This window comes from Alcaligenes pakistanensis (assembly GCF_014652815.1).
In the GTDB taxonomy this organism is placed as follows: domain Bacteria; phylum Pseudomonadota; class Gammaproteobacteria; order Burkholderiales; family Burkholderiaceae_B; genus Alcaligenes; species Alcaligenes pakistanensis.
Genome location: NZ_BMZN01000001.1, coordinates 895675 through 921606, shown reverse-complemented (window position 1 = coordinate 921606; position 25932 = coordinate 895675). Strand labels below are relative to the sequence as shown.

The window sequence follows — 25932 nt, the reverse complement described above, 5'->3', positions numbered from 1 at the left end:
CCTTATGTTTAATGAAATAATGGCGATCAGTGGATTATAGAGTTGCCACTCTAGGCTTGGCTGTAAGATTCTCCCCTTTATCATGCAGAGCTGGTGTTTTTAAGTGACGTACGCGACATGGATGACAGAGCAAATGCCTTGTTGAAGGTGCTGATCGAACGCTACATTGCGGACGGTCAGCCGGTAGGGTCTCGCACCTTATCAACTATTTTTGAGTTTTCTCCGGCCACGATACGTAATGTGATGGCGGAGCTGGAGGGCCTGGGCCTGATTCACAGTCCCCACACCTCGGCGGGGCGTATTCCTACGCCTAAAGGCTACCGTCTGTTCGTGGACCGGCTGTTGGCGGCAGAGCGTTTCGAGCGGCCTGATTCCCTGAATCTAAGCCAGTACCTGCCGTTTGATGAGCCGAACCGCGCGGTCAGTTCAGCTGCTTCGCTGCTATCGAACCTGTCGCAGTTTGCCGGAGTGGTGCTGGCCCCCAAAAAAGCCCAGACCTTCAGGCAGATTGAATTTATTCGTTTATCCGACAAGCGCGTGTTGCTGATTATCGTCACCCCGGATGGTGACGTGCAAAATCGCATCCTGTTTGTGCCACGCGACTATCTAGAGCAGGAACTGGTCGAGGCCAGCAATTTTTTCAATCAGCACTTCTCGGGTATGTCCTTTGAGTCGGTCAAGCTGGCTCTGTCGCAAGAACTCAGTTCCTTGCAGGTAGATATTTCACGGTTGATGCAGCAAGCGGTGGATGTGGGCAGTCATCAGCCCGACAGCGAGGACGCTGTTGTTATTGCGGGCGAGAGCAAATTGTTGAACGTCACGGAAATGGTGGCGGACATGGATCGCTTGCGACGTTTGTTTTCCCTGTTCGAGAAAAAAACCGATCTGCTGCATCTGCTGGATGTGTCCAGCCAAGCCGATGGCGTGCAGATTTATATTGGTGGGGATTCCCAGCTTTTGCCAGTAGATGATGTGTCCGTCATTACCGCGCCCTATGGCGTAGACGGTAAGGTCGTGGGCACGCTGGGCGTGATCGGACCATCGCGTATGGCGTATGATCGTGTGATTCCCATCGTGGACATTACGGCCCGGCTATTGTCCAATGCCTTGAGCCATCACTCAGCCAGTTGATGTATCTCGTGTCGGCCTGTTGCTGGGCCCGAGACGATCTGGCTGTCTAACGCACTAATCATCATGCCCAAGTTGTTTGCCTCTCCTTATTTGCCCGAAGCGCAGGATGCCGATCTGTTCAATCCCCAGGCTCCAGTGCGCGAGGTCGGGCCTATCGGTATTTTGCTGGTTAATCTGGGTACTCCGGATCAACCTGATGCGGCGTCCATTCGACGTTATTTGGGTGAATTCCTGTCCGACCCACGGGTTATTGAGATCCCGCAGCCGGTCTGGCAAATTATTTTGCGCTTGTTCATCTTGCCGCGTCGTCCCAGCAAGCTGGCACCCCGCTACAAGGACATCTGGCTGCAGGACGGTGCGCCTTTGTTGGTCTATAGCCAGGCGCAGGCAAATGGCTTGCAGGAACTGTTGCAGGCGCAAGGCCACGATGTAAACGTGGAGTTGGGCATGCGCTATGGCAATCCCTCTATTGCCAGCGGCCTGGATAAGTTGAAAGCGGCCGGTTGCGAGCGTATTTTGACCTTGCCCCTGTATCCGCAATATGCGGCCAGCACCACGGCGACAGCGGTAGATTGTGTGGCCGCGCATCTTGGCAAACAGCGCAATCAGCCCGAGCTGCGTTTCATCAAGCGTTATCACACTCACCCCGATTACATCGGTCCTTTGGCGGCGCAGATACGCCGCTATTGGGACGAGCACGGCAAGCCCGAGCGTCTGTTACTTAGTTTTCATGGTTTGCCACGTCGTTGCGTGGAGTTGGGCGACCCCTACTACCGCGATTGCCGTGAAACCGCTGATGCCTTGCGTGCTGCGCTGGATGAGCCCGCGGTAGACGTGCATTTGGCGTTTCAAAGCCGCTTTGGTGCACAGCGCTGGCTAGAGCCTTATACCGAGCCGACCTTGCGCGAATGGGGCAAGCAGGGCGTGGGACGGGTCGATGCTATTTGTCCCGGTTTCCTGGCCGATTGCCTGGAAACACTGGAGGAAATTCAGGTGGAGTGCCGCGATGCGTTCCTGGAAGAGGGGGGGGGCGAGTTTCACTACATCCCTTGCCTGAATGCCGATCCACAATGGATAGAGGGTCTGGGACGGCTGGCCGTGCAGCATCTGGGTGGCTGGTTACCGGCTCGTCTGGTACCGACCCGATAATAGCGATGGCCGGGCTTTTTTAAGGGCCGGGTCCGCAAAATACAAATGCAGGTCTTGAACTGGGGGCAGATGCCCCCATTTTCATGCGATCAACGAATTCATGTAGTGGAGATCAATCGAATGGCTACACATGCCGATCCTAATAAGCCTCTGGACGGGGAAATGACAGAAAACACGCCTGAACAGGCACAACACAACACTGTCGAGCAAGACCAGCCAGAGATTTTGGCCCAGCAGCCTGAAGAGAGTTCGGCCGATCTGGCCACGGAACTGGCTCAGGCTCAGGACAAAGTGTCGCAGTACTACGATCAGTTGCTGCGTGCCAAGGCCGAAATGGAAAACATCCGTCGCCGTGCGGAAGATGATGTCTCTAAAGCCCGCAAGTTCGGTACAGAGTCCTTCGCAGAAAGTCTGATCCCGGTGCGTGACAGTCTGGAAGCGGCTTTGGCCCAAACAGAGCAAAGCACGGATGTCTGGAAAGAAGGGGTGGAAACCACCTTGCGCCAGCTGAACAAGGCCTTTGAGCGCAACAGCCTGAAAGAAGTGGCCCCGCAAGCAGGTGACAAGTTCGATCCGCACCTGCATCAAGCCATTTCGGCGGTGCCTTCGGAGTTTGAAGAAGGCGCTGTTGCCCAACTGCTGCAAAAGGGCTACACCATTTCGGATCGCGTGTTGCGCCCCGCTTTGGTGATGGTCTCAGCACCCAAGTAATTGAGCCAGCCGGACTGTGCAAGCAGGCCGTCCAGCGTTGAAATGCCTTAGGGCTTATTTCCGGGACTTGCCGCTTGCATCGTTAAAAAAATAAGGCTGCTGCTCTTGAAATGTACGTGGAGTTCCCCATATGCATTTCATCAAACAATTTGCTTTCGCAATCAATCTTTTAGTCAGGTAAAAAATCATGGGCAAAATCATTGGTATTGACCTTGGAACCACCAATAGCTGTGTATCGGTGTTGGACGGCGACCAGGTTCGTATTATCGAAAATGCCGAAGGCGGTCGCACGACCCCTTCCATCGTGGCTTACATGCCGGACGGTGAAATCCTGGTTGGCGCTCCTGCCAAACGCCAGGCGGTTACCAATCCAGCTAACACCATCTTCGCTGTCAAGCGTCTGATTGGTCGTAAGTTCACCGAAAAAGCAGTTCAAACGGACATCGACCACGTGCCTTACACCATTGTTGCCGCCGATAACGGCGACGCTTGGGTGGAAGCACAAGGCAAAAAGATGGCCGCTCAGCAAGTGTCTGCCGACATCTTGCGCAAAATGAAGAAAACAGCCGAAGACTACCTGGGCGAAGAAGTAACCGAGGCCGTCATTACCGTGCCTGCTTACTTTAACGACAGCCAGCGTCAGGCTACCAAGGATGCGGGCCGTATTGCCGGTCTGGAAGTCAAGCGCATCATCAACGAGCCAACCGCTGCGGCTTTGGCCTTCGGCTTGGACAAGGCTGAAAAGGGCGATCGCAAGATTGCCGTGTATGACTTGGGCGGCGGTACCTTCGACGTTTCCATCATCGAAATCGCTGATATCGATGGCGAGAAACAGTTTGAAGTGCTCTCGACCAACGGCGACACCTTCCTGGGTGGCGAGGACTTTGACAAGCGCATCATCGACTACATCATTGCCGAGTTCAAGAAAGAAAGCGGCGTGGATCTGTCCAAAGACGTGCTGGCCTTGCAGCGCCTGAAAGAGTCCGCTGAAAAAGCCAAAATCGAGCTGTCCTCGACGCAGCAGACCGAGATCAACCTGCCTTACATTACGGCAGATGCCTCCGGTCCTAAGCACTTGAACCTGAAAATCACCCGCTCCAAGCTGGAAGCGCTGGTTGAAGACCTGATCGAACGTACGATCGAGCCTTGCCGCGTTGCCATCAAAGATGCCGGCGTGAAGGTTTCGGAAATCGACGACGTGATCCTGGTCGGCGGTATGAGCCGTATGCCTAAGGTACAAGAACGCGTTAAAGAGTTCTTTGGCCGTGAACCACGTAAAGACATCAACCCGGACGAAGCAGTGGCCGCTGGGGCTGCTATTCAAGGTTCCGTGTTGTCGGGCGATCGTACCGACGTTTTGCTGCTGGATGTGACTCCTCTGTCCCTGGGTATTGAAACCCTGGGTGGCGTCATGACCAAGATGATCCAGAAGAACACCACGATTCCTACGCGTCATTCGCAAGTGTTCTCCACGGCTGACGATAACCAGCCTGCGGTAACCATCAAGGTGTTCCAGGGCGAGCGCGAAATCGCTGCCGGTAACAAGGCACTGGGCGAGTTCAATCTGGAAGGTATTCCACCAGCAGCACGTGGCTTGCCCCAGATTGAAGTGACGTTCGACATCGACGCCAACGGTATCTTGCATGTGTCCGCCAAAGACAAGGGCACAGGTAAAGAGAACAAGATCACCATCAAGGCAAACTCCGGTTTGTCCGATGAGGAGATCGAGCGCATGGTGAAAGATGCCGAGGTCAATGCGGCTGAAGATCACCGTATCGCTGAACTGGCTGTGGCACGTAACCAGGCTGAAGCCTTGATGCACTCCACCCGCAAGTCGCTGACGGAATACGGCGACAAGCTGGAAGCAGAAGAGAAAGAGGCTATCGAAAAGGCTATCGCTGATTTGGAGGAAACTCTGAAGGAAGGCGATAAGGAAGCCATCGACGCCAAGGTTGAAGCGCTGGGTGTGGCCTCGCAGAAAATGGGCGAGAAGATGTACGCCGATATGCAGGCCCAGGCCGCAGCACAAGAAGGTGCTGAAGGTACGGCTCAGCAGCCCGCCGACGAGAACGTGGTTGACGCTGATTTTAAAGAAGTCAAACGCGATCAGTAATTGCGAGCCTGAATAAGGTTCCCTGGCCCGATCTTTGGCGGTTTACGCTGGAGATCGGGCATTATTATTCAAACAGCGGCGTTTAGACGTCGTTAATCAACTATGGCAAAACGCGATTTATACGAAATTCTCGGTGTGGCCAAAAATGCGACGCAGGATGAACTCCGCAAGGCGTATCGCAAGATGGCCATGAAGTTCCACCCTGACCGTAATCCGGATAGCAAGGACGCCGAAGAAAAGTTCAAGGAGGCCAAGGAAGCGTACGAAATCCTGTCCGACGAACAGAAACGCGAAGCCTATGACCGCTATGGTCATGCCGGAGTCGATCCCAATGCTGGCATGGGCGGTATGGGTGGCGGCATGGGCGGGGCCGGATTTGGAGACGCCTTCGGTGATATCTTTGGCGAAATCTTCGGTGGCGGCGGACGTCGTGGCGGTGGCCCTCAGGTTTATCGTGGCGCAGATCTGCGTTACGCGCTGGATATCAGCCTAGAGCAAGCGGCAGCCGGTTTTGATACTGAAATTCGGGTGCCAAGCTGGGAAAATTGCGAAACCTGCTCGGGTTCGGGTGCCAAACCCGGTACCTCTGCACAGACTTGCCGCACCTGTCAAGGCAGTGGCGCAGTTCGTATGCAGCAGGGCATTTTCAGCATGCAGCAAACTTGCCCGACCTGTCACGGTAGCGGCAAGGAAATTCCAGACCCTTGCGTGGCGTGTCACGGCGAAGGCAAGGTCAAGAAGACCAAGACTTTGCAGGTTAAGATTCCAGCCGGTATTGACGATGGCATGCGCATTCGCTCCAGCGGCAATGGTGAACCTGGTGTTAACGGTGGTCCAGCCGGTGACTTGTATGTGGAAATCCGCATCAAGCCACATGGTATTTTCCAGCGTGATGGTGAGGACCTGCACTGCGAGCTGACTATCCCGTTTACGACGGCTGCCCTGGGCGGAACGGTGGAAGTGCCGACCCTGAACGGGCGTGGCGAGATCACTATTCCTGAAGGCACCCAAGTGGGTAAAACCTTCCGTTTGCGCGGCAAGGGTATCAAGGGTCTGCGTTCCAGCTACCCCGGTGATTTGTACTGCCACATTCAAATCGAGACGCCTGTACGTTTGAACGATGAGCAAAAAACATTGCTGCGTCAGTTTGAACAGGCCTTGAGTGATGGTGGTGTGAAGCATTCGCCCAAAAGTGAATCCTGGACGGACAAGGTTAAGAGCTTCTTTTCCTGAGTCCTGACAAGGATAGGCAATAAAAAACCCGGTACCTAGGTACCGGGTTTTTTTACGCCAGTTTGAACAGGCCTTGGCTAACTGATCAAGGCTGAGCCTCTAGTGGAGCAGGGGCTTGTTCTGCTGCCTCTGGTTCTGGTGTTGCTGTGCCTTGTTTTTGGCGTTCCTGATCCGCCGCAATGGCAATTACCATCTCTTTGGGTTTCAGGTATTTGCGCAAGGCTGCATTAACCTGTTCAGCATTGAGCTTTTGCAGATCCTGGTCCATCTTCTCTGACCACTCGAAGCTGCGGCCCAAGTCCAGGTAGTTCAGCCATGCGCTGCTGACAACCGTATCCTGGCTACGTGACAGACGACGGTAGTTCAGCAAGGCATTGACGCCTTCCTTGACCTCTTGCTCGCTAAAGCCATCTTTCAGCGTTGTCGCCAATACTTCTTCAATAGTGTCACTCAGCTTTTGGCTGTTGCTGGGAGCGTGGATGGCGTAAACCGACCAAGAGCCATGGGGCTCAAAGCTGGAGGCATCCACTTGGCTGCGTACGTTGTAGGACAGGCCATCCTCCACGCGCACACGGTTCCACAGGCGGGAGGTTTCAGACAGGCCCAGCAAGTAGTTGGCCAGATAGACAGCCGGGAAGTCGGCATCACTGTCTTGTAGCTTCAGGCCCAGATCGGCCAGGTAAAAAGCGTTCGCCTTGTCTGGGGTGTTGATGTCAAACAGCTTGGGGACCACCGTTTGTAGTGGGTCGTCGGGACGCTCATAAACGGGGGCTTTGCGCCAGCCGTTCAAACCATCAGACAAGGCTTTGCGCACCTGTTCTTTATCAAAATCGCCCACGGCGCTAAAGGCAACATCGCCAGTGCCGTAGAATTTTTGATGGAAGTCCCGCACTTGCTTGATCGTCACCGCCTGCACCCGCTCTATGCCTTCTTCAAAGCTGGGGATGTAGCGGATGTCGTCTTTGGGCCAAGGGTTGGTATAGCGCTCGATAGCCTGATTCGCCAAGGCGGCAGGTTCGGTGCTGGCCGATTTCAGCTGGGTGACGACTGCTTGCTGGTACTTCTGCAATTCGTCTTCCGGGAAGTTGGCGTTGCGCAGGACATCCAGTGCCAGAGCAATGGCCTTGGGCAGGTTCTCCCTGGTGGAAGACAGGCTCAGATACAGGCGGCCATTGGAACCGCTGGTGCTGAACTGGGTTTGCAGGGCGGTGAACTGGTCGGAAATTTGCTCCCGATTCAGCTTTTTGGTGCCGGTTGTCAGCAGGCTGGCGACGGCCGCAGCGGCGGCTGTCTGGTTTTTGAGCTGATCGGGTGAACCAAACTTGAACGACAAACGGGCTTCGACACGTTCAGCACGGGTGCCTTTGGGCAGCAGCGCCATTTTTACCTCGCCTAGACCTTTGCCCAGCGACAGGGGTTGCAGATCCGTGCGGGCCATAATGTTGGCCGGGCTAGGATCAAATGCCTCTACCGCTTTGCCTGTGTCTTTGCCACTGTAGTCTTGAACGAGCTTGGCCACATCAACTGTGTTGGCTTCGGGAGCACGCACAGGTTTTTCAGTGGGGATGTACAAACCATTGCTGCGGTTGCTGGCAACCAGCCAGGTTTCCAGCGCTTTTTGAACTTGCGGTAGTTTGGCCGCTTCTACGCGGTCACGCTGCAAGAAGAACAAGCGCCAGTCACCGCTAGCGCTGGCTTCGGACAGGGCGCTGGCCAAGCTGGCGGGGTTGGCATAGGTTTGTGTCCAACCCGTCATCCATTGGCTGCGAATACGTTCTAGATCACTCTCTTTTAGCGGTGATTTGGACAGGCCTTCGAGCGTGTCATTCATCGCTTTCAAGGCTTTTTGCTGATCCATGTCCGGCTTCAGCTCGGCACCAAACAAAGCATAGCCGGGGTCGTGGCTTTCCGAGTCAAAGCTAAAGACACTAGTGGCCAAGTTCTTGTTGACCAGGTTTTTGTACAACTGCCCGCTTGGGGTGTCGCCTAGCGCGCTGACTCCCAGGCTCAGGTCCATATAGTCAGGACTGGCGGCGCTGGGTAGGTGGTACAGCGACATGATCAAGGGTGTGCCGCCGTGGCGACGCAAGGTGACGGTGCGAGTGCCATCCTGTACCGGTTCAACCGTGTATTCGGGACGCAGGGTACGGGCGGGTTTGGGGATAGAGCCAAAGGCCTTGGCAATAGTTTCCAGTGTCTGTTCGGTATCGAACTGCCCGGTCACAAAGAGCACGGCATTATCGGGTTGATAGTAGTCATGGTAGAACTTACGCAATTGCTCAATATCTACATTTTCTACATCCGAGCGGGCACCAATCGTGGTCTTGCCGTAGCTGTGCCATTGGTAGGCGGCGGCTGTCAGCTTTTGCATCAGAACCCGAAAAGCGCTGTTTTCGCCGCTTTCCATTTCATTGCGCACCACAGGCATTTCTGCCACCAGATCTTGCTTGTCGATCAGGGCGTTGACCATGACATCCGCTTGCCAATCCAGATACCATTTCAAGGTTTCAGGGTCAGCAGCAAAGCTGGCAAAGTAGTTGGTGCGATCGCTGGAGGTGGTGCCATTGGCTTCCAGGCCGCGCTTGGAGAATTCGCCCAGCGCATTGCGCAAGGTAGGCGTACCGCGAAACAGCATGTGCTCCAGCAGGTGGGCCATGCCAGTTTGCCCGTAGTTCTCGTGTCGGGAACCCACCAGATACGTCATATTGACGGTGGTGGTGGGCTTGGAGTCGTCGGGGGCCAGAACAAGGCGTAGGCCATTGTCCAGAGTGTATTGAGTGACGCCTTCGACAGAGGGGCCTTGGGCCAGGCCTACGGGCAGCGCATAGACAGCCAGCGAGCTAGACATCAATGCGGCCCCTGCCAGATGACGCAAGCGCAGGGCGGCAATCAGTACAGAGAGTTTCATGAACACATCCTTACGGTTTTAGCGATAAAAAGCCAGCTAAGCCGACCACTGTCTTTTGTAGCATGGGGCCGTTTAGCTGGGTAGGCAGTGCTCCCTGCAAATGTCCTGCTCCACCAAAAAAAAGCCCACCAGGGGTACTGGTGGGCAAAACAGCAAGAAAACGGTCTGGCTTTTACGTGGGTTTGCGTTTGAGCCTGTGCAAGGCATCTTCACGCAAATGCCCCAGGCTCTTGAGCAAAAAATCATAAAGAGCGCTGAGCTGGCTGGCGTTGTAGTGTGCCGTTGCATCAATAATGTAATGGGCAGGCTCGTCCATGCTGGCAATCAGGCGTTTGCACCGTTCGTGATTCGGATACAGGCTGGTCATGCGTCCATCGCGTGGATGGGGTTTGCGCAGCAGGTAACCTGCACTTTCCAAACGTGTAATCAGGGCGTGCGTACCGCTGGGGCTTAAATTTAGTAATTGAGCCAGCTTGCCAGGGGAAAGAGGTTTAAGTTCCAGCACAAACTCCAGTGCTTTGTACTCGTTCAGGCTCAGTCCCGCTGTTCGTGCCAACTGGTGCTTGTTCGCTTCGATATACACATCAAACTGACGAAGCATCATGCGCACAATGTCGCTTTGCATATGCCCTGACAAAACATCGTCTTTAGCTTCGGCTTGGGTCCAAGTTGTTGTCAGGGGCTGTTTATCGGGCATACACAAAGGTCCTTAACGTGGTGGGCCGTTCAACAGTCCGCTGACCAGTCCAGTGACGGGGGCTAGCAGGCTTTGTTTAGTGCTTGTGTCTGTGGGGAGGCTGTTGTTAAGCCCACTTACCGGATTGGCTGCAGGAGCGAGTAAGCCTGTGGCGGACTCATTGCCAATCAGTCCACCACCAGTGGGTGAACCGTGCAGAGATTGCAGTGGATTGTTGCCCTGAAAGAGAGTGCCAGTCGCCGCCGCAAGCCCACCTGTCGCGTGACTTAGTGCGGAGCTCAGCGGATAGGGCTGGGCGGGATCGTCATAAAGCACGGCGCCAGCACTGCCAATCGTGTTACCGACACTATTAAGTAAAGCCGTGGATGTCTGCCTTAGCTGTGGCGGGAGATTTGATTGTTCGACGACTCGCCCTAGTGCATCTATAGATTCAGGTATTAGAAGAGTGATTTTTTCGCCCATCGATGAAACGACATAGCCCTTATCAAGAGCCTCCTTGATGCGTGCTTCGTAGACCGTGATCTCTTCAAGTGCTTCTATAAAAACAGGCTGTTCAAGATGAAAGTAGGGGGGGCGTGTTGGAAGTACATTGTTTATGGTCGCATCTAGATTGCGCAGCGTTGTTTCTGCAGGGCTGGGCGAAGAAGTGACCAGTGCCGCCGCAGTGACACTTTGTGCTGTATTCAATATGGCGGAGGTAGGCATGTGATCCATACCTATCCCTTCTGACTGAGCCGATGTTGCGAGCATGGGACCCAGCAGGCTGAACAAAACAATGCCACCAGATGCAAAATGCTTACGTGGATTGGTAGTCATGGCTTACTCCAGATGGTCATCAGGATTGTTCAGCAGCGTTAGCCGGGGAGGGGAGAGGTCTAGTGTTAAAAGCTTGGGGCGCGTACGCCCCAAGCTGTTTCTTAGCGGCGACCGCCCAGTAAACCGCCGAGCAGGCCGTTAACTGGAGCGAGCAAGCCACCGTTGTTCGCGCCTGCAGCGGCTTCACCACCCGCGTTGGCCGAAGCATTCACATCAACACTGACCGTTGCTGTGCCTAGCAAGCCACCAACCAGGCCAGTTACGGGGGACAGCAAGCCGCCACCGTTCGCAGCGTCACCGCCACCCGTCAAACCGCTAACTAAGCCAGTGACAGGAGCGAGCAAGCCACCGCTTGCAGCATCACCACCCAGGCCGCCTGTTACACCGCCCAGCAAGCCGGTTACAGGAGCGAGCAAGCCACCGTTAGCAGCATCACCGCCCAGGCCGCCAGTCAAACCACCCAGCAAACCGGTTACGGGGGCGAGTAGGCCGCCGTTTGTGGCATCACCGGCACCGCCCAGGCCGCCAGTCAGACCACCCAGCAAACCGGTTACGGGGGCGAGTAGGCCGCCGTTTGTGGCATCACCAGCACCACCCAGACCGCCAGTCAAACCGCCCAGCAAACCGGTCACGGGGGCGAGCAGGCCACCGTTTGTGGCGTCACCGCCGCCGCCCAACCCACCTGTTAAGCCACCCAGCAAACCGGTTACTGGAGAGAGCAGGCCACCCTCACCATTACCTGTCAGCCCGCCGGTCAAAGAAGCGACTGCTTGCGTGGCGTGATTCAGGGTATTGCCCAGCGGGTTGGTGTTGGCCTCTGTCTTGTGCAGTAAGCCGCCGGTCGAGGTCACGGCCTGACCCAAGTTACTTACGAAACCACCCAGTCCTAAAGGAGCAGCATTGTCCAGCTTGCCACCGACATTGCTCAAGGCACTGCCTACGCCGCCCAGCAAGGCATTGATAGGCTGGCCAACGCCCAGGCCGTCACCTACTTGTTGAGTGACCAGAGTCACAGTGGCGCCGACAGGAGCAACCACGGTATCCAGTGCTTCGCCTACATTGCCCAGGATTGGGTTCAACCCGATAGGCAAGATGTTGTCGACAGTCTGGCCTACGTTTGCCAGGGAAGGTTCAAGGATGGGAGCGGCATCCGCACCGCTCAGCAAACCATCTAAGCCCAACTGACCTGTCAGCGGATACAGCAGGCTGCCTTCGCCCAGTAGGGAGCCCGTCAATGCAGCAACGCCGCCTGTAGCGTGACCCAGAACAGCAGTCAATGGATTGGGATTATTGGGGTCAGCATGCAGCAGGCCGCCCGTGCTTCCCACTGCATTGCCCAGACCGGTCAGAAGACCGCCTACGCCTTGGCCCAGATTCAATGGCAAGCCACTATTACCCAGTTGCTCACCCAGGTTGGCAACAACACCGCCAGTTTGTCCCAGCAGGCTATTAACAGGTTGACCCAAGCCGGTAGCACCACCGATTTGCTGAGTCAGGCCGGTTGTGGTGTCGATGATTGGGGCGACAACTGTATCCAGCGTCTTGCCCAGTTTGCCGCCAGTATCTTGCAGACCGACTGGCAGGACGTTATCAACGGCCTCACCTACATTATTCAATGTGGTTTCCAAGGGGCCGGGAGTGCGAGTGGGCGGGTTGCCGCCGTTGTCACCACCGCCGTTGTCGCCGCCGCCGTTGTCACCGCCGCCGTTATCGCCACCGCCGTTGTCACCGCCGCCGTTATCGCCACCGCCGTTGTCACCGCCGCCGTTATCGCCACCGCCGTTGTCACCGCCGCCGTTGTCACCGCCGCCGTTATCGCCTCCGCCGTTGTCACCGCCGCCGTTATCGCCGCCGCCGTTGTCGCCACCGCCGTTATCACCGCCACCCGTTCCACCGCCGGTGCCTGGGTTCGTGGGGACAGAGTTATCAGATCCAGAAGACCCGCCACCGGAGAGGCTGCCGCAGGCGGTCAAGGCCAAGGTGCTGACCATCAAGGTGGCCAGGAGAGTCAGGCGCAGGCCTGGTTTCTTGCTGTCTGTATTCTTATGCATTGCTTGCTCCAATTAATGATCGGGTATTTGCTTGCTTCCTGAATCTATTGAAGCAATTCTCGTGCCAACTTATGAGTTGGTCTGTAAGCCGCATTCAGATTGGTGATGAGCGAAAATGCAAGAAAAAAAGAGGGCTATTTGTTACGGGTTTTGGGCACGGGGCGGAACGTGTTACGTAACAAAAAAAGAACCGCTGGCAAGCAGCGGTTCAGTGTGATCAGACTAGACGTTCAGGAGGCCCGTGGCACCAGTGCCTTGGCATCCAGCCAGGCTTTGGTGTTCTGCCTGAAGGTGCTCATACTATCGACCAGAAAGTCGTACATGGCGATCAGTTGGGCAGGGTTTTGACTGGCCGCTGTGTTGATCGCCTGGTTGATGGCCCGTTCTTTGACAGCAAGAACCTCACGGCACTTGTCTATGACCGGATGCAGGGCAATGACTCGTTTGTCCAAAGGATGGCGACCACGAGTAATGTAGCCCCGGTGTTCCAGGCGGTTGATCAGGGCACTGACTCCACTGGCGCTGAGATCCATCAGATGGGCGAGCTGGCCGGTGGGCAAGGCATCGAACTCCATGATGTATTCCAGTGCTTTGAAGTCATTCAAGGGCATGCTGGCTTGTTCGGCCAAACTGGCTTTCAGGGCCTCTGCGTAGATGGTGAACTGACGACCCAGCATTTTCCCCAGGTCCATCAACATCTTTTCTGACAGCATGGCGTTTTCATCGGTGTGAGAGGACCAGTTGGCCCGTGCCCCTGCGCTTTGCGCACCAGGGTGAAAATTCACGGGCAGGCTGACCGGATTCATGACCTTATTCATCATTTTCTGCCACCTCCCAGCAGGCCGCCGAGCAAGCCGTTCACAGGGGCCAGCAATCCACCATTAGCTTGTCCTTCACCGGCTGCACCTGCGTTGGCCTGTACGTTGACACCCCCGGTCAAGCCACCCACCAAGCCACCCACCAAACCAGTGACAGGTGCCAGCAGACCGCCACCGGCCTGTCCTTCAGCTGCAGCGCCACCGCCTATCGAGACGCTGCCAGTAATTCCACCCAAGAGCCCGGTTACTGGTGCGAGTAAACCACCGTTGCCAGCATCACCGCCAGCCAAGCCGCCGGTCAAACCACCCACCAGATTGGTGACTGGAGCCAGCAAGCCACCACTAGCTGCGTCGCCACCGCCCAAGCCGCCGGTCAAACCACCCACCAGATTGGTGACTGGAGCCAGCAAGCCACCACTAGCTGCGTCACCACCGCCCAAGCCGCCAGTCAAACCGCCCACCAGATTGGTGACTGGAGCCAGCAAGCCACCGCTAGTCGCGTCACCACCGCCCAAGCCGCCAGTCAAACCGCCCACCAGATTGGTGACTGGAGCCAGCAAGCCACCACTAGCTGCGTCGCCACCGCCCAAGCCGCCGGTCAACCCCCCCACCAGATTGGTGACCGGGGCCAGCAAGCCGCCGCCCTCACCACCCGTAATGCCGCCCAGCCCGCCCGTCAAGGAGGCGACGGCCTGTGTAGCGTGATTCAATGTATTGCCCAGTGGGTTGGTGTTGGCCTCTGTCTTGTGTAGCAAGCCGCCGGTCGATGCCACAGCCTGACCCAGGTGACTCACGACACCACCCAGCCCCAAAGGAGCTGCATTGTCTAGCTTGCCGCCTACATTACCCAAGGCGCTGCCCACACCGCCCAGCAAGGCATGGATTGGCTGGCCAACTCCCAGGCCATCGCCCACTTGCTGAGTCACGTTGGTGACGGTAGCGGCGATGGGTGCCACGGTATTATCTAATGCCCCACCGACGTCACCTAGAATGGGATTCAAACCCAGGGGCAGAATGTTGTCTACGGTTTGGCCGACATTGCCCAGTGCAGGTTTCAGCACAGGTTCACCGCTGTCAGCCAGCAAAATGCCACCTAAACCCAATTGCGCAGTCAGTGGGTGCAGCAAACTGCCTTCACCCAGCAATGCACCTGTCAGCACTTCTACGCCTTTGGTAGCGTGGTGCAGGGTATTACCCAGAGGGTTTGGATTCTTGGGGTCGTTGACCAGCAGGCCCCCGGCCGAACCGACTGCCTGGCCCAGATGAGAGAGCAGGCCACCAGCGCCTTCACCCAGATTCAGGGGTAGGCCAGTCTTGCTCAGTTGACCGCCTAGATTGGTGACAACACCACCGACTTGCTGGGTCAGGCCATTGACCGGTTGTCCCAGCCCGGTGACACCGCCCACAGTGCGCGTTGTGTCTGTGACGATGTTGGTGACAGGTTTCAGAACGCCGTCCAGTGTCTGGCCCAGCTGATTGCCGGTTTTGCCCAGGTTAAGAGGGATCACGTTGTCCACTGCCTGGCCCAGATTACCCAAGGCATTTTGGGTCAGACTATTGTCTTTGCCGCCACCGTTGTTACCGCCGTTATTACCGCCGCCATTGTTACCACCACCGTTGCCGCCGTCACCGGGGTTAGGCAGACCGGGGTCAACAACGGGTGGGCGCACGGACACCTCCAGACCATCGCGCACCCCGCCGCGCGAGGAGCAACCGGCCAGGACGGCGGCGCTGATGACCAGTGTGGCCACAACAGTACGTTGCAAAGTGCGTTGTACCGAGGCTTTTCTTGCTGAATTCCTTGCTTTCATGTCTGACTCCGATTTGAAGTGTAAGCACGCCCTCAAGGGGCTGTTGATAGACATTAAGCAAATGACATGCCAAGTTTTTTATTTGGCTATGTTATTTATTTTTGTTCTTATAAAACATAGTGTTGTCTTGGTTTTTGTGTTTTTTAGAATTGCCATCCTTGTCTGTTTTGGGATTGAGTTAAGCCTGTATGGGGCTGTTTGTGCCCGGTGTTCCGTTCCTGTTACGTAACGTTTTTCGTAACACCTAGGGCTCGAATAGGCTTGGATAGAACACAAAAAAGGCCATCTTGCGATGGCCTGGAGGAAAGATAAGCGCTGAAACGCTGTCGAAGTGGTGCTTAAAAGCCGTCGTAGAAGAACAGGAAGTTGGTGTTCAACCGTAGTTTGCGCTCATCAGAGTTGACGGGCAGATCGCCCAATGGCTTGGCGACGTTGATATCAAACAGATAATGCTTGTTGTTGGACAGGCGAACCCCAATAGCGGCGGAGCGCAAACTGCGGTTGTTGTAACTATTGAGCCTGTCCAGGTTGTACCAGGCACGTGCCCAGTCATAGGCAATGTAAGGCTGGATGTTATTGAGCCAGCTGGACGAGTTCGTAAAGCGCCGGTTCAGTTCTAGGGTAGCCCCCACCCCTTTATCGCCCGCCATTTCCCCTTGTGGATAGCCATAACCGTGGCGCCAGGCTCCAAAAGAGACTTGCTCGGAATTGGGCAGTACGTTCGAGCTGTACTGACCACTGGCCGAAAAACTCATACCAAACTGGCCGGGCAAGGCTAGGTTTTGCTTGATCGATGCCGTCCAGCGGGTGAAGTTCAGATCCATGTCTGATTCGAGGTCGCGCTGCAAATAGGTATTCAAGGTTTTACGCGCGCCCATGGCGTCCAGACCTTTGTAGGCCCCCAGGTTGATCTCGCGGGATTGGCGCGGCGAGGCATCGGTGTAACGAAGCTCGGCTTTCAGGGCGCGTACGTCTGTGGTGTTTTCAATCCAGACGTTATCTAGGGTTTTGTGCGTGTAGTCATCCAGGGAGCGGCTGGCGTAAAAGCCCGCTGTCCCTTTCAGGCTGCTTTGATTATTCAGAATAAAGGGGTAGCTGATCGCTGCCCCAATGCGCTCGTTAATGACTTTACGATTCCAGCCCTGGCTTTCCAGGACTTCGTCGCGTGGCGTGGAACGATAGTGATAGCCATCAATCTCCAGAGCCAGACCATCGCCATTCAGAGGAATAGTCAGATTACCGCTGATGTACTTGACGTCCTCGGAACTGGTGGGAATGGCAGCGGTTAGTTTCAGCTCCTCCCCTAAGGGAGTCAGGCTATTGGCACTGAGCTGTACCAGCGCTTGTTTGCTGGACCCCATTTCTGCCACGCTGGCATTGGCACTGAATGATTTGTGCTGTGCATTGATGAGCAGTTCAGAAGCCCCGTCGGTGCGAACGGGCATGTCCAGCTTGGGATCGATTTTCAAACCAGGCACCGTACGCAGCAGGTTCATGGTGCGCTCCAGCGTACGCTGGGTCAAAGGCTTCTCATCCACCATGGCTTGGGCAATGCGTTCAATACGAGCCTGACTGCGGCCGGGGTCACCCTCAATGCGGACACTGCCGACATGACCTTCGACCACCGTCACTTTGATGTGCCCCTGCGAGAAATCCTGTTGCTGCAAGATGGCAAAGGACAGGGGGTAGCCCTGCTGCTGGTACAGCGCGGTGATCTTGTTCACCTCATTGATCAACTGCGCGATGCTAACCGTTTTACCGGCCAGGGGTTCCAAAATGGCAGTGATCTGCTCAAAAGGAACACTGCGACTGCCACTGACATCAAAGGTACGCACGACCAGTTGTAGTTGAAGCTGTTGTTGTAGCTGGCTCTGAGCTGCCGCAGGTGGAATATTGAGTGAAGGAGTGCGGGTACTGGGGGCGGGTGCGTTGATAGGGGGCAAGGAGTCAACGGGGTTTCCCCGTAATGGGGCGTCTGCCTGACTATTCAGGCTTACGGTAGCCAGACCCATAAACAATCCCAGGCTCGCAATCAGGCTGGGATTTTTTTTTCTAAGACAGGCCAGTGGCAAGTAGTGCTTGGGATTCATATTCATTAATCATTATTAGCTGAAAATCGGGCGCTTTTTTCTACTGTGCCGTAGTTTATCTTCTCTGTCACTTTTTGCTGTTTGAAAGGGTCTTGTTTTGAGTTGCGGTTTTAAAAGACCTTAACTATTACATTTTGAAACGTAAAAAAATTAGCCCTGATTTAGTGCGTGAACAAACAGTCCTTTATCGCTGTATTCGTGCTTACTTCGCTCTACAGGGGTTTTCCCTTGCTTGTAACAGGGGATCGGAAAAAAACTACTTTCTATCAAGTAATTAAAGCAGTGGCTTCTACCGTCTTCATAGGTAAAACGGAGTGTCTATTGTTGCATTTTGAAATGATAGAAACAGTAACATTAGCAAACTTAGACACAACTTAGGTAAGTAAAGGTTTCAAATTAGCTGTTTTTTGGTCTTTTTCTATGGGGAATTCGCTGTTGTAAATACACAATCATGCGTTTTTCGTATCTTTGAGCTAGAATTCGTTTGTGTATTTGACGTGTGTTACACGTAAACCCTAGTAAAAACATATACATACCTGGGTTTAAGATGATTTCATCTCAAAAATACAAAAATTGATAACGGTTAGTAGTGGAAGTTGCCAAAGTTGGCAAAGTGTTGTGCCCCGCGGGGCCTTTAATCCTCGCCTTTGAGGATGATTCTTTCTTTTTAAATGGGGACTGTCATGAAGACTCAACTACAGCAATTCTGGAACGATGAAGACGGTGCAACGGCGATTGAATACGGCCTGATCGCCGGGCTAATCGCTGTGGCGATTATTGCCACGCTGACAGCAGTGGGAACGGACCTAAAGGCGATGTTCAAAGCAGTGTCAACCGCTGTTACTGGCGCAACAACAGCAGCTGGAACAAATTAAAATTTTATCTTTGTTTGAGCATCAGCCAATTCAAGCTTGGCTGTGCCTTTTGGCTTGAATGGCTGATGCTTATGCACGATTTAATTAATCTTTCTTTTGTTTTTATTCTGCTTTTCTTTTCGGCTCAGATTGCTTATAGCGATCTGAAACTCCGGAAAATCCCTAATTCGTTACTGGTTTTTTACTGTTTGGCAGTACTGCTGCATAAGGTAGCTGTCAGTGTGTTTTATGGCTTGCCCTGGGGATGGGTGGCGGGCTGGGGAGACTCCCTGATCGGTTTTGCAGCGGCTTTGCTGGTGTTTTATCCAATCTGGTTATTACGTTTGATGGGCGCAGCAGATGTGAAGTTGATGGCCGTGCTGGGCCTGGCCTTGGGGTGGAAAGAAGCAGGGATGGTGGTGTTGTTTGCCACAGTACTGGCGGGTTTGCATGCCTTAGTACTAGTGCTGATACCGTCTTTGGAACGTAAGTACGGATTCGCTTTGCCGGGGACCCGAGTCAAAGCGCGTAGTGTGCCCTTAGGGGCTTGGTTATCCCTTGCAACAATGGGGTGGGTATGGATGCAAAATCAATAATGCCCCCACGAGAGGGCCAATTACCGACGCGGCGTGGCGTAGATAAAAAATATCAATACGGAGCCTACGCGCTGGAGTTTGCATTGGTGTTCCCATTGCTGTTTCTCTTCATTTATGGATTGCTGACTTTCGGTCTGATCATGACCGCGCAGCAGTCTTTGAATTTCGCCGCCGAGTCCGGTGCGCGCGCTGCCTTGATCGATCCGGGTACTGGTCCTGTCGCAGGCCTGGAGCGCTTGCAGGCGCGTGCAGATAGAGCGCAGGCAGTAGCGGCCGATCAGGTTCAATGGTTAAGCAATTGGGTAGGCAGCGAGCATGTGAGAGTCAGCGCTACCTTGCAGCAAGACGACGTGCTGGTGGGCATTGAGTACGACTATCTTCAAGCTCCACTGATTCCTCGCTTTGCACCCGACACCTTATTTGCGCTGGTCGTCCCCGAACAGTTGAAAGGCCGTGCCCAGATCAATCTGATGGTTGCCGGGGAAATGGGAAATAGGGGGGGCACGCCATGAGTCACCGCCTTCTTCCCCCCACATCTGCAGGCCGTCAGCAAGGTGTTGCCGCTATTGAGTTTGCTTTGATGGTGGGAATTCTCTTGCTGGTTTTCAGCGGCATCATCACGTTTAGCTCGCTGTTTTTGGCACAACAAAAAATGAGTCATTTAGTGGGCGACTTGTCCCGCCAAGTGACCATGCATGTCAAAAACGCGGATGAGATTGAGCCCTTTGTAAATAAAGAGCTGGCAGAAAACTATGGCAAGGGCAAAGCCAAGAGTGATTCGTTCCTGCATTGGTTTGGCGATCTCAGCGCGAATGTCCAGTCCCAAGCCTGTGCGGCGGAGCCTCAGTACGACTGCGCCCAACTGTCCCTGAAGCTGGACATGGAGCCCGGAATTCTTTCTCAAACCCTGGATCTGCTCAGTTCTGAGCCAGATGAAGAAGATCAACTGCGCACGCTAAGTGCCAAGACATTACTCGTACTACGGAGACGACCTCAATGAGCGGCATTATGAAGGGGGCGGCAGTCCTTTTATTGCTGATAGCAGCTGTATTGGTTGCATTTGCCCTGTACTTGGGCATGAAACCTGAACCCGTTGTGGTTCAGCCTGTGGCCAGCGCGTCAAACCAGGAGCCGGCAGCTGCTTTGCAGGCTGTGGTGGTCGTTAAGCGCGATCTGAAAGCCGGGGAAACCTTGCAGGCAGACGCCTTGCAATTGGCTCAGTGGCCAGCTGCTCCGGCCCAGTCTTTCAATACCTTGGAGGCTTTGGCAGGCAAAACCTTGCGTTTTGATCTGGAGCAGGGGCAGCCTGTCTTGAGCAGCTTTATCGCCAAAAGCCTGGCCAGTTATCTGGAAACCGGTGAGCGGGCGGTCAGCATCCCAATTGACTTAATCTCGGGCGCCAGTCACCGCGTCGAGCCGGGTGATCTAGTGGATATCTTCATCACCTTCAATAGCAATAACGAGGTCAAAGACACTCAGGCCCGTTTGTTGATGCCGCGCGTACGTGTATTGGCTTATGGCGGTGCGTCCTTGTCCGGGCCGGATCCGGCAGAAGCCAGCGCCACTCGTGCAGATACCCAAGCGCGTCACGCCATGCTGGCAGTTCCCCTGGAGTCGGTGAACGAGCTGTTGCTGGCCAGCCGTAGCGGCAGTCTGCAATTGGTCTTGCGTGCACCGATGGACGAGAGTCTGCCTGACGCCTCTTTATTCCCCGAGTTTGCCGGGCTGATCCCTGCTCGCGCCAGCCTGGATGCTGAACAGCGCGACGCCTTGAAATTGCCAGATAACCGGGCCATGGCCGGTTTGGGCTTGCGTGAATTCTCGATCAGCCAGACGGAAAAAGAACAGGTGCAAGCACGGGCCCTTGCCGGTGGTGAGCCGCATGCCGCCCCACCACGCCGCACAGAGGTGATTCGCGGGGGGCGCGTGGAAGTCATTCAGTATTAAGTAATCAAGAGCTTGTTGTGGGGACGGGTCAGCCTGCTGGTGGCGGTTGACGGGAAGCGACGCAAGGCAGCATGGATTAAACACATGAGACAGAAAATCAAAAAAGCAGGTCTGGGTTTGGGGTGCTGGTATGCGCTCTGCTTGTCAGGTTTGGCGCCCATGCCAGTTATGGCGCAAACGGCTCAGACCAGCGCCAGCCAGAAGGTGATTCGGCTGGTGGCCAACGATCAGGATATTTTGCGTTTGCCGCAAGTTCCACAGCGTGTGGCAATCAGTGATGACAGCGTGGCGGATGTACAAATCCTGTCCTCGTCGTCTGGGCAGCGGGGCGAGGTGCTACTGATCGGTAAGCGGGCTGGTACAGCGGATTTGCGCGTCTGGATGCCGGGTCGCAGCAATCCCGAGCGCTGGACAGTGGAAGTGACTAGTCAGGTGCAGCAGCAACTGGCGCAATCGGGCCGCCCCATGTCGGCCCAGGTGTCCAGTGCAGGACAACAGTCCTTGATCACGGGCAGTAGCCCTTCCTTGCTGGATCATCAAGATGCCATGGCCGCCGCACGTTCTGGTGCAGGTCCAGATGCTGCTGTGCTAGACCTGTCCGAGGTCAGCACCAGTGGCATGGTGCAAGTGGAAGTCAAAGTGGTGGAAGTCTCGCGCGATGTAGCGAAAGACATTGGTTTGAGTGCCAATGCCATCGGGGGGAAACCTTGGTCCGGCGGCATGAATTTGTTACCTCAGGCCTTAAGCGGTGGTTTGAGCTTGGCTTACAACTCGCGTAACTTCAGCGCCGCTTTGAATCTGCTGGAGCAAAACGGCCTGGCTCGTGTGTTGGCGGAACCGACCTTGGTCGCCATGTCTGGTCATAGCGCCAGCTTTCTGTCCGGTGGTGAAATTCCTATCCCTAGTTCGGGCGGTTTGGGCACGACCACGGTGGAATACAAACCCTTTGGTATTGGTCTGACGGTGACGCCAACAGTTTTGTCCCCTGACCGCATCGCTTTGAAGGTCGCCCCTGAAGCCAGTGATCTGGATTACTCGCGGGTGGTGGAGATGCCCGGTGGCGGTGTGATGCCTTCCTTACGAACCCGCCGCGCCGACACCACGATTGAGTTGGGTGATGGCGAGAGCTACATCATCAGCGGTCTGGTGTCGCGTCAAACGGCAGCCTCCGTCAATAAGATTCCCTTCCTGGGTGATTTGCCCATTTTGGGTAGCTTCTTTCGCAACGTGCAGTACAGCCAAAAAGAGTTGGAACTGGTCATTGTTGTGACACCGCGTCTGATCAAGCCGATTCAGAAAGGGGCCACGATTGCCTTGCCCGGTGGACGTCAGGAAAAGTTGGATGACGCGCCTAATGCCTGGGGTTACTTCTTGCTGGGCCGTCATGGTTACGAGCAGATGCCAGGATTTTCGCGCTAAGCGCGAGGAGTGGTGACGTGCAACGATATCGGGAATATCTCTTGTGTACAGAGCACCCCGAGCTGGCTGTGATGATCAACACGGCCGCTGCCGGCCTGTTGACGGTGCGAGCTATTGAACCGAGCACCGAGAGCTTGCGCCGGGAGTTGGCCCAGCAAGCGGAACCTTTGGTGTTTTTTGATTTTGCCCATGGGCAGCATGGTGAAGAGAACGGACAGATTGTGACTCTGGTTCGCAGTCTGGCCCGTTTGGATGCCAGTGTGCAGCGTGTGGCAGTAGGGCGTGCTTCGGTGCCGCAAGGGCCGGTTAACGCCTTGCGAGCGGGAGCCAATGAGTTTCTGAATCTGGATACCAACGAGGACCTGCAGCAGCAGTTGCAGATTTTGATCGAAAGGCTGGGCCAAACCCAACACAGTCCTTTGCTGGACAAGCCCTTTCGCAGCGTCTTGCTGATGGGCGCGCGTATCGGTGTGGGGTGTAGCACTATCGCCAGCAGTTTGTCCTGGTTGTTGCAGCAAGAGATGAATCGCTTGGGCAAAGAGGTACGGGGCTTGTCCTCGGCTAAACCCCTACCTGTAGAACTGGTGCCTCTACCCGAACGAGTAGGTTTGCTGGACTTGGGCGCCCCTACTGGCGACTGCGCTTTGTACATGGGATTGGGGTCGGACTTTGACTTTATCCAGGCTGCTTCGCAACGGCACCGTATGGACGACACCATGCTGCACTCTGCCTTGGCGCAACACAGTAGTGGGCTCAACCTCTTGTCCCTGCCCGCCGATGTGAACACCCTCAATCAAATTAGTCTGGAAGATTCGCTGGGGCTGTGCAGCTATTTGCGTGAACGCATGGGCTGCCTGGTGATTGATGCGGGTGGTTTTCCCAATCCTCGTTTTCTGGTGGAACTGGAGTCGCTGGTGGACGAGGTGCTGGTGGTGACAGATCAAAGCATGGGCGCCTTAGTGTCGCTGGCTGAGTTTCTGGCTCTGCGGGCCCAGTTTGATGCCTTGGCCAATGTGCGTTTGGTGGTTAACCAATTTGATCCTGCCTACGGTTTTTCCGGGCAGGCCATTGCGGAGCGTTTTGGCCTGGAGCTGGCGGCTGTCTTGCCGGACCGACGCTTGGGCCATATGCGTAGCGCCAGCTTGGGCAAGATTTTGGTGCAAGTCGATGAGAAGGACCCGTATACCCGTGCCCTGCAAAGTCTGGCAACGGGTTTGACGGGACGCAGACAGGGGCTGTCACAAAACAAGGTCAGTACAGTTTTGGGACGGTTGAAATTCAGGTTCGGGGGCTGATCAGGCCCAAGCATGGAAAAGTAAGGCATGAACAATACTTCATTGCTCGGTGGGCGTCCCGACCTGATTCAGGTCCGGGAGCAGGCCCATGAACATTTGCTGGCTCGCATCGAAGAGTTGGGGGCCGAGTTTGGCCGCTGGACCCGGCAGGCCATTCAGGACTTTGTGGGTATCGAGCTGGCCAGTTTCGTTCGCTTGAAACGGGTGCCGGTTAACGAACAGGAAGTTCGGGAGATCGTGCAGGCGTTGACGCGCGAGCTGGCAGGCCTGGGGCCCTTGGAAGACCTGCTGGAAGACCCGGCCGTTGAAGATATTTTGATCAACGGTTACGACAAGCTGTTTGTGTCGCGTGGCGGTATTTTGGGCCCAGAACCCAGCGGCTTTACCGATGACCAGCACGTGCTGCGCATCGTGCGCCGTATTCTGGCTCCCTTGGGGCGCAGGCTGGATGAGTCCGTGCCTATGGTCGATGCCCGCCTGCCCGATGGTGGCCGCCTGAATGTGGTCATTCACCCTTTGGCGGTGGATGGCCCCATGGTCTCCATCCGTAAGTTTCGCAAGGACCCGCTCAAGCCTCAGGACCTGATGCGTCTGGGCGCCTTTGATGAACCTGTGGACCGTTTGCTGCAAGCCGCTGTGTCCTCGCGCTGCAATATTCTGATTTCAGGTGGAACCAGCTCGGGCAAGACGTCGTTGCTGAATGCCTTGGCCTTTTACATTCCCAAAACCGAGCGGGTGGTGACGGTAGAAGATACGGCTGAACTGGCCTTGAATCACCCACATGTGGTGCGGCTGGAAGCGCGTCAGGCTGGTTACGACGGCAGCGGCGAGATCTCCATTCGCGAGCTGTTGCGCAATAGTTTACGGATGCGCCCGGACCGAGTGGTGGTGGGGGAGGTTCGCGGTGCCGAGGTAATCGACATGCTGCAAGCCATGAACACCGGCCATGAAGGGTCTATGGCAACCATCCACGCCAACTCGCCGCGTGAATGTGTGTATCGCGTTGAAATGCTGGCTGGTTTCGCCGGCTTTCAAGGCAGTGAGGACAGCTTGCGCCGACAAATTGCCAGCGCACTGGATTTCATTATTCAGATTGGGCGTCTGCCCAATGGCAAGCGACGCGTGCTGTCCATTACCGAAATCACGGGGATGGGCGATGGTGTGATTGCCATGCAAGAGCTGTATCGCCACGAATCCTATGTGCTGGACGATGGCACGGAGCAAGACCGCTGGGTCAGCCTGGGTATTCACCCGCATACACGCAAGCTGATGCAGTATCGCGATCAATTGGCGAATGAGCAGGTTCAGGCTCAGGAGAATCCGTCTAAAGATGGCGGTGGCTTCTGGGATTGGAGACGCTAAATGATCGCTTTGTATATCGCTTTGGCGGCTGTCATTCTGACGCTGGGTGCCTTGCTCTTGTGGGCTAAAGGCGCTCAGCGCCAGCAGGCCCAACGTTCGGCGCAGGTGCTGGAGCAGCAACTGGCTTTGCGCCCGGCGGTACAGAGCAGTGTACGGATGCAGCCAGCCGTTCAGGATGCCTGGCTAAGTGCGCCTAAAGGGTGGCGGGAATTCATGTTGCGCACCGGTATTCAGCCGTCGCGCCGTTTTTACCTGTTTCTTTTGCTGGGAACGCTGGTGCCACCTGCAGTCTTACTGGCTTTGGTGGGCCCCGTGGCGGGCGTGGCAATGCTGGTCGCCACTTTATTGGGGGCGTATACCTTTTTGTGGTTTCGCAGCGATAAGCGCCACCGCAAGATTGTGTCGCAAATTCCTGATTTTCTGGATTTGATGGTGCGCTTGATCACCATTGGCAACAGCATGGGCGCAGCTTTTCTGAATGCTGCCGAAAATACCCCGCAGCCTTTAGGGCATGTCTTGCAAGATGCCAATTCCCTGCATCGTTCAGGCCAGGATCTGGATGTGGCCTTGCGCGCGGTATCGCGCCAGCATGGTTTGCATGAGCTGTTTTTGGTGGCGGCGGTAATTAGTGTGGCGATGCGTTTTGGTGGCCGCAGTGATCAGACCATGGAGCGTATGGCTGGTTTCATGCGTGACCGGGAAAACGCGCGCAGTGAACTGGTAGCCCTGTCGGCGGAGGTGCGTTTGTCGGCCTGGATTCTGGCTTTATTGCCGATCCTGATTGGTATCTACATCCTGATTTTCAATAACGAGTTGTTCTTGACCATGTGGAACGACCCGGTGGGGTTTCGCATGCTGCTGTTCGCTGCAATCTTGCAGGGGGTGGGGTGTTATTGGCTGTATTGGATGGCACGCAATGTCTAGGAGCAAG

21 protein-coding genes are annotated in these 25932 nt (G+C 55.4%); 14 read left to right on the top strand and 7 right to left on the bottom strand.

All coding sequences use genetic code 11. The features are described from left to right. The first annotated feature begins 117 nt into the window (after window positions 1–117). From hrcA to dnaJ, 5 genes are all read left to right on the top strand, one after another. A complete protein-coding gene (hrcA, locus tag IE156_RS04240) occupies window positions 118–1131 on the top strand; it encodes a heat-inducible transcriptional repressor HrcA (RefSeq protein WP_189391197.1) in 1014 nt (337 codons plus the stop codon). 63 nt (window positions 1132–1194) lie between these two features. After that, window positions 1195–2280 carry a ferrochelatase gene (gene hemH, locus IE156_RS04235; protein ID WP_189391196.1) on the top strand — a complete coding sequence of 362 codons (1086 nt, stop codon included), beginning with the start codon at window positions 1195–1197 and terminating at the stop codon, window positions 2278–2280. 120 nt (window positions 2281–2400) lie between these two features. Next, window positions 2401–2991 (top strand): nucleotide exchange factor GrpE, encoded by a 591-nt coding sequence (gene grpE / locus IE156_RS04230; RefSeq protein ID WP_189391195.1) that lies wholly within the window; start codon window positions 2401–2403, stop codon window positions 2989–2991. A gap of 187 nt (window positions 2992–3178) precedes the next feature. After that, window positions 3179–5104 carry a molecular chaperone DnaK gene (gene dnaK / locus IE156_RS04225; RefSeq protein ID WP_189391194.1) on the top strand — a complete coding sequence of 642 codons (1926 nt, stop codon included), beginning with the start codon at window positions 3179–3181 and terminating at the stop codon, window positions 5102–5104. A gap of 102 nt (window positions 5105–5206) precedes the next feature. After that, window positions 5207–6337, top strand: a complete 1131-nt coding sequence (dnaJ, locus tag IE156_RS04220; protein ID WP_189391193.1) for a molecular chaperone DnaJ — start codon at window positions 5207–5209, stop codon at window positions 6335–6337. 85 nt (window positions 6338–6422) lie between these two features. Here the strand turns inward: dnaJ and IE156_RS04215 are convergent, their stop codons facing one another. The 7 genes from IE156_RS04215 to IE156_RS04185 all read right to left on the bottom strand — a co-directional run bounded on the left by IE156_RS04215 (window position 6423) and on the right by IE156_RS04185 (window position 17528). Continuing rightward, window positions 6423–9245, bottom strand: a complete 2823-nt coding sequence (locus IE156_RS04215) for a M16 family metallopeptidase (protein ID WP_189391192.1) — start codon at window positions 9243–9245, stop codon at window positions 6423–6425. A gap of 172 nt (window positions 9246–9417) precedes the next feature. After that, window positions 9418–9942, bottom strand: a complete 525-nt coding sequence (locus IE156_RS04210; protein WP_189391191.1) for a MarR family winged helix-turn-helix transcriptional regulator — start codon at window positions 9940–9942, stop codon at window positions 9418–9420. Window positions 9943–9954: 12 nt separating this feature from the next. Beyond that, on the bottom strand, window positions 9955–10758 hold the full coding sequence (locus tag IE156_RS04205; protein WP_189391190.1) for a hypothetical protein: 804 nt from the start codon (window positions 10756–10758) through the stop codon (window positions 9955–9957). A 101-nt stretch (window positions 10759–10859) separates the two neighbouring features. Then, window positions 10860–12809: a collagen-like triple helix repeat-containing protein gene (locus tag IE156_RS04200; protein ID WP_229840972.1), complete on the bottom strand. Its 1950-nt coding sequence runs from the start codon at window positions 12807–12809 to the stop codon at window positions 10860–10862. A 230-nt stretch (window positions 12810–13039) separates the two neighbouring features. After that, window positions 13040–13630, bottom strand: coding sequence for a MarR family winged helix-turn-helix transcriptional regulator (locus tag IE156_RS04195; RefSeq protein ID WP_229840971.1), 591 nt, complete (start codon window positions 13628–13630; stop codon window positions 13040–13042). Next, window positions 13627–15438, bottom strand: coding sequence for a collagen-like triple helix repeat-containing protein (locus IE156_RS04190; RefSeq protein ID WP_229840970.1), 1812 nt, complete (start codon window positions 15436–15438; stop codon window positions 13627–13629). Before IE156_RS04190 ends, IE156_RS04195 begins: the two co-directional genes overlap by 4 nt. Before the next feature lie 338 nt (window positions 15439–15776). Beyond that, window positions 15777–17528: a ShlB/FhaC/HecB family hemolysin secretion/activation protein gene (locus tag IE156_RS04185; protein WP_229840969.1), complete on the bottom strand. Its 1752-nt coding sequence runs from the start codon at window positions 17526–17528 to the stop codon at window positions 15777–15779. A 683-nt stretch (window positions 17529–18211) separates the two neighbouring features. Here IE156_RS04185 and IE156_RS04180 point away from each other — a divergent pair. From IE156_RS04180 to IE156_RS04140, 9 genes are all read left to right on the top strand, one after another. Further along, a complete protein-coding gene (locus IE156_RS04180) occupies window positions 18212–18403 on the top strand; it encodes a Flp family type IVb pilin (RefSeq protein ID WP_189391189.1) in 192 nt (63 codons plus the stop codon). A gap of 14 nt (window positions 18404–18417) precedes the next feature. Then, window positions 18418–18978 carry an A24 family peptidase gene (locus IE156_RS04175; protein WP_229840968.1) on the top strand — a complete coding sequence of 187 codons (561 nt, stop codon included), beginning with the start codon at window positions 18418–18420 and terminating at the stop codon, window positions 18976–18978. Continuing rightward, window positions 18978–19490 carry a TadE family protein gene (locus IE156_RS04170; RefSeq protein WP_189391188.1) on the top strand — a complete coding sequence of 171 codons (513 nt, stop codon included), beginning with the start codon at window positions 18978–18980 and terminating at the stop codon, window positions 19488–19490. The genes IE156_RS04175 and IE156_RS04170 overlap by 1 nt, the downstream gene beginning before the upstream one ends. Beyond that, the gene (locus IE156_RS04165; protein ID WP_189391187.1) at window positions 19487–19978 is read left to right on the top strand and encodes a TadE/TadG family type IV pilus assembly protein; all 492 of its coding nucleotides are present in this window, start codon (window positions 19487–19489) and stop codon (window positions 19976–19978) included. Before IE156_RS04170 ends, IE156_RS04165 begins: the two co-directional genes overlap by 4 nt. Beyond that, on the top strand, window positions 19975–20925 hold the full coding sequence (gene cpaB, locus IE156_RS04160) for a Flp pilus assembly protein CpaB (RefSeq protein ID WP_189391186.1): 951 nt from the start codon (window positions 19975–19977) through the stop codon (window positions 20923–20925). Before IE156_RS04165 ends, cpaB begins: the two co-directional genes overlap by 4 nt. An 84-nt stretch (window positions 20926–21009) precedes the next feature. Beyond that, entirely contained in the window at window positions 21010–22344 is a 1335-nt protein-coding gene (locus IE156_RS04155; RefSeq protein ID WP_189391185.1) for a type II and III secretion system protein family protein, read from the top strand. Between the two features lie 17 nt (window positions 22345–22361). Continuing rightward, entirely contained in the window at window positions 22362–23639 is a 1278-nt protein-coding gene (locus tag IE156_RS04150) for a CpaE/TadZ family protein (protein ID WP_229840967.1), read from the top strand. A gap of 27 nt (window positions 23640–23666) precedes the next feature. Then, window positions 23667–25001: a TadA family conjugal transfer-associated ATPase gene (locus tag IE156_RS04145; protein ID WP_189391184.1), complete on the top strand. Its 1335-nt coding sequence runs from the start codon at window positions 23667–23669 to the stop codon at window positions 24999–25001. After that, window positions 25002–25925 (top strand): type II secretion system F family protein, encoded by a 924-nt coding sequence (locus IE156_RS04140; protein WP_189391183.1) that lies wholly within the window; start codon window positions 25002–25004, stop codon window positions 25923–25925. The last annotated feature ends 7 nt before the right edge of the window (window positions 25926–25932 follow it).